The organism is Pseudomonadota bacterium (assembly GCA_030859565.1).
Classification (GTDB): domain Bacteria; phylum Pseudomonadota; class Gammaproteobacteria; order JACCXJ01; family JACCXJ01; genus USCg-Taylor.
In genome coordinates, this window is the sequence record JALZJW010000206.1 from 1 (window position 1) to 4,888 (window position 4,888).

Genomic DNA, 4,888 nt, shown 5'->3' on the forward strand with positions numbered 1-4,888 from the left:
GCTCAGGTGCGGCCGGCCCAGCGGATCGTCGTTGAAGTCGAAGCTTTCCCGGAGGCTGTCTTCGAGGGTGAGATCTACGCCGTCGACCCGCGCGTCGATGAAGCCTCCCGTAGCCTGCGGGTCCGGGGCCGCATCCCCAATCAGCACCTCAAGTTACGGCCCGGCATGTTCGCCCGCGCCAGCCTCATCCTGTCGGTGCGGGAGGACGCGTTGTGGGTGCCGGAACAGGCCCTGGTGCCGATGGCAAGCGGCCAGTTCGTATATCGCGCGGTCGGCGGTAAAGCCGTGCTGACCCAGGTCACCACCGGAACGCGTGTCCCCGGAGAGGTCGAAATCACCGCGGGCCTAGAGGTGAGCGACATCGTCGTGACGGAGGGCTACGCCAAGCTCCAGGACGGCGTCCCGATAGAAGCCACGGACTGGTCCGACACCCGCGGCGCCGAGCCAGCCGCCGGGTAGCTTTCCCGTGGTCCTCTCCGATCTCTCGATCCGCCGTCCCGTGCTGGCCACGGTCATGAGCCTGGTGGTGGTGTTGCTGGGGCTCATGGCTTACGAGCGCTTGCCCGTGCGCGAGTATCCCGACATCGATGCGCCGGCGATGACGGTGCGCACCGTCTACCCAGGCGCCTCGAGCGAAGTCATCGAAAGCCAAGTCACCCGGCCGATCGAGGATTCGGTCGCGGGCCTTGAGGGAATCAAAACCTTAAAATCCGTCAGCCGCGAGGAGGTCAGCCAGATCAGTATCACCTTCCAACCCGATCGCGATCCGGATGCCGCGGCGGCCGATGTGCGAGACAGAGTTTCACGGGCGCGCGATCAGCTCCCGCGCGAAGTGGATGAACCTGTTATCTCGAAGGTCGATGCGGATAACCAAGCCATTATCTGGCTGGCGTTTTTCAGCGATCGGCACACGGCGCTCGAGATCACCGATTTCGCCGATCGTTATGTCGCGGATCGGTTGCAATCATTGCGGGGCGTCGCCAGCATCATCATCGGCGGAGAGCGCCGCTATGCCATGCGGATCTGGCTGAACCGGGCGCGGCTCGCGGGCTACGAGTTATCGCCCCAGGATATCGAAGACGCCTTGAATCAACGCAATGTCGAGATCCCGGCGGGCCGCATCGAGAGCCGCGAGCGCGAATTCTCGGTACTGACCGAGTCAGATTTACGCACGCCCGAGCAGTTCAATCAACTGATTATCCGTGAGGTCGATGGTTACCCGGTGCGCTTGCGGGACGTTGGGCGCGCCGAGCTCGGCGCGGAGGATGATCGCAACGCCGTGCGCGTTAACGGGAAGCCGGCCGTGGGGCTCGGGGTTGTCAAGCAATCCACCGCCAATACCCTGGAGGTGGCGCAAGCGGTTAAGAGCGAGCTGCCCGCGATCACCGCCAGCCTGCCGCCCGGAATGCAACTGCGTGTGGCCTTTGACAGCGCGCTGTTCATAGAACGCTCGATCGAAGAGGTGTTTTCCACGTTGGGGCAGGCTTTGCTGCTGGTCCTGGCGGTGACCTTCGTGTTTCTGCGTTCGGTGCGCGCGACGATCATTCCGTTCGTCACTATCCCGGTGTCGCTCATCGGGGCCTTTATCTTTATCTATGCCTTCGGGTTCACGGTCAATGTGCTCACCTTGCTAGCGCTCGTTCTGGCCATTGGATTGGTCGTCGATGATGCCATCGTCATGCTGGAGAACATCTATCGCCGTATCGAACAGGGTGTGGCGCCGATGAAGGCGGCGTTCGAGGGCAGCCGCGAGATCGCCTTCGCGGTGATCGCGATGACCTTGACGCTTGCCACCGTCTTTGCCCCGCTCGCGTATATGAGCGGCAACACCGGCAGGTTGTTTCGGGAATTCGCCTTGGCGGTATCGGCGGCCGTGATCGTCTCAGGGTTCGTGGCCTTGAGCTTGACGCCGATGATGTGCTCCAAGATGCTCGTGGCCCGGTCGGCGCACGGCTGGATATATACGGCTTCCGAGCGCTGGTTGGCGAGTCTGACGCTGGCCTATCGCAAGGTTCTAACCGCGGCATTGAGGCACAGGTGGATGATCTTGCTTGGGGTGCTTGCCGTCGCGGCCATGAGCGCGGTTCTGTTTACCGAACTCAAATCGGAACTCGCGCCGATTGAGGATCGATCCATCATCATCGCTAGCGTCAGCGCCCCGGAAGGCGCTACGATGGCCTACACCGACCGCTATGCGCGACGGATCGAGGACATTCTCAGCGAGATCCCCGAGGTGAAGGGGTATTTCATGGTCGTCGCCCCGGGCCTCCAGCGGCCCAATCCGGTCAACTCGGCCTTGGCCTTTATTAACCTCAAGCCGTGGTCGGAACGCACGCTCGGCCAGCAGGAAATTGCGGCGGCACTTCAGCCCAAGCTCTTTTCCTTGCCTGGCGTCTTGGCGTTCCCGAGCAATCCCCCTTCGCTCGGCCAAGGCTTTGCCAGCCGGCCGGTGCAACTCGTGGTACAGGCGAATTCCTATGCCGAGCTGCAAACCTTGGTGGATGCCCTCGTCAACAAAGCGCAGCAGTTTGCTGGGCTCGTGAATCTTGACGTTGATCTTAAGCTTAACAAACCTCAGTTGCGGATAGCGGTCAACCGCGACAAGGCGGCGGACGTCGGCGTCGAGGTGGCGGAGATCGGCCGTACGCTCGAAACTCTCCTCGGCGGCCGCCAGATCACGCGCTTCAAGCGGGAGGGAGAGCAGTACGACGTCATCGTCAAAGTCGCGGATGCCGAGCGTAGAACGCCGGACGATCTGACGTCGATCTATGTGCGCGGCGGGGCCGGCCAGTTGGTGCAGCTCGACAACGTGGTTGCCGTGACGGAGACCGTCGCTCCGGTGGCGCTCAATCACTTCAATCGGCGGCGCGCGGCAATTATAAGCGCCGGCATAGCTCCCGGATATTCATTAGGCGATGGGCTACGGTTCCTGGAAGAGGCGGCCAAGGAAGTTTTGCCGCCGGCGGCACGTACCGATCTTGACGGGCAATCACGGGAGTTTCGTGAGTCCAGCACGACCTTGTATACGACCTTTGGCTTGGCGCTAATATTCATTTACCTCGTCTTGGCGGCTCAATTCGAGAGCTTTATCGATCCCTTGATCATCCTCTTGACCGTACCGCTTGCCGTCGCCGGCGCGCTGTTGGCGCTCAAGGCCTCCGGCGGCACGCTCAACGTGTACAGCCAGATCGGATTGGTGATGTTGGTCGGGCTTATAACGAAGAACGGTATCTTGATCGTGGAGTTCGCTAACCAGCTTCAGGGCCGGGGGCACGCTAGGCTCGATGCCGTGATCGAGGCGGCGGGGTTGCGGTTACGGCCGATCCTGATGACCACCTTCGCGATGATCCTCGGCGCCGCGCCATTGGCTTTGGCGGTAGGCGCCGGTGCCGAGAGCCGCCAACCCATCGGCTGGGTTATCGTCGGCGGATTGTCGCTCGGGACGCTGCTGACCCTGTTCGTGATCCCGACGGCCTATACGCTGCTCGCCCGCCAGCGCTCCACGCCCGCCGCCGCAACCGTGTATGACGCGGAGGCCAGGGCCGCATTACTGCGCTAGGACAAAATGCGAGTGCGCCACAGCGAAGCTATCACCCACCTGCACCCGATGCTCGACGGTGTATTGCCCGGATGCGGTCCGGGGGGGTAATGTCAGCTCGGTTAGCGCGGTATTGATGCCTGCCCTTGCGTATCGATTGTCGATACCTTCTCGCCCGATCTTCCGGCCGTCTCTCAGCAACACCCAGGTGGCTTTCACATGAGCTTCCTTGTCGCTCGCCGGAAGGGTTAGAGAATACTCGGTATAAAACCGCACGGTCTCGCCCGGTCTCACACGAACGCGCGAGGGGGCGGCCTCTCGGATCGATACTTGCCTGGTCTCGCGCGCCTCGAGCTCGTCGCGAAGGCCGGCTACGGTTTCCGATTCCGGTGCATTTCCGGCGGCCTCATCGAGCCGGGCCCGAGCCGCGTCCCATTGCTCCTGATCCAAGCGCGGTTGGAAAAGGGTGGGCTCTCCGGCTGGATCCTCACGGCCTGGTGCCCGACTCTCCGGCGCGAGCCGCTCCGGTGCGAGTACTTGGGCCGCCGGCTTGGGTATGGTTTCGGTTGCATCCTCGCGAAAGAGGTTCCCTGAAAGCCATTCGTCTGCGGCATCGTAAAGGATAGCAAACGAACCCGGACGCATCCACGCCAAGGAGAACCCCAGACCCACTATCCCTGCGATCGCGGCAGAGTACCCGAGCCACTTGCCGCGGTGCCGTCGTCGCACCCCCCGTTCGGGGGGACTGCCGCCCGCCGTTTCATTGGAGGGATCGACCGCGCTCCTTACTCGGTCGTTCGTTATCGGAGTGTTCACCGGAACATCCGCCGGTTGTAATGACGGATCTAACGCCGGGATGCTCTCAATTTTCCCGTCCCCCCTCCCTGCAACGGCAGGCCGTGCCGGGTTGCCCGTCCGACCGCGGTCAAGCGCAACTAACTTGTTCGCGGTCTCTTCGGCCTGTAGGTGCCGCGTCTCTTCCACGAGGCGTTGCTGTACGACCGCGGTCTCGCGCGCCTTGAGCTCGTCGTGAAGGTTGGCTACGGCTTCCGATTTCGGTGCGATTCCGGCGGTCTCATCGAGCCTGGTCTGAGCCGTCTGCAGATGGTGTTCGTTTATGGCGGTGCGCGCGAGGTCGAGGAGCTTCTTGACGGTCCGCTCCTCTTCGTTGGTGCGTTCCGCAGCGTGCCGCTTGTGATCTTCCTGGGCTCGTAGTGCCTCGATATCTTCACGCGGCTTGGCCACTTGCTCTGATTCAGGTCGGATCACATAAGCGATACCATGCCAGTCCTTTCCGGATAGCTCGTTGCGCCACGCCGGAACGGTCAGCGGCCGCTGCGTGGGTAAGAA

3 protein-coding genes are annotated in these 4,888 nt (G+C 62.4%); 2 read left to right on the forward strand and 1 reads right to left on the reverse strand.

What is annotated here, in order from left to right; all coding sequences use genetic code 11:
• Positions 1-459 (forward strand): efflux RND transporter periplasmic adaptor subunit (locus M3436_19285; protein MDQ3566133.1); only part of this gene is annotated, 459 nt, incomplete at its 5' end.
• 7 nt (positions 460-466) lie between these two features.
• The gene (locus tag M3436_19290) at positions 467-3,559 is read left to right on the forward strand and encodes an efflux RND transporter permease subunit (protein MDQ3566134.1); all 3,093 of its coding nucleotides are present in this window, start codon (positions 467-469) and stop codon (positions 3,557-3,559) included.
• On the opposite strand, the gene M3436_19295 is transcribed toward M3436_19290, so the two are convergent.
• A partial coding sequence (locus tag M3436_19295; protein ID MDQ3566135.1) for a hypothetical protein occupies positions 3,548-4,888 on the reverse strand: 1,341 nt, incomplete at its 5' end. The two genes, M3436_19290 and M3436_19295, sit on opposite strands and share 12 nt — an antisense overlap.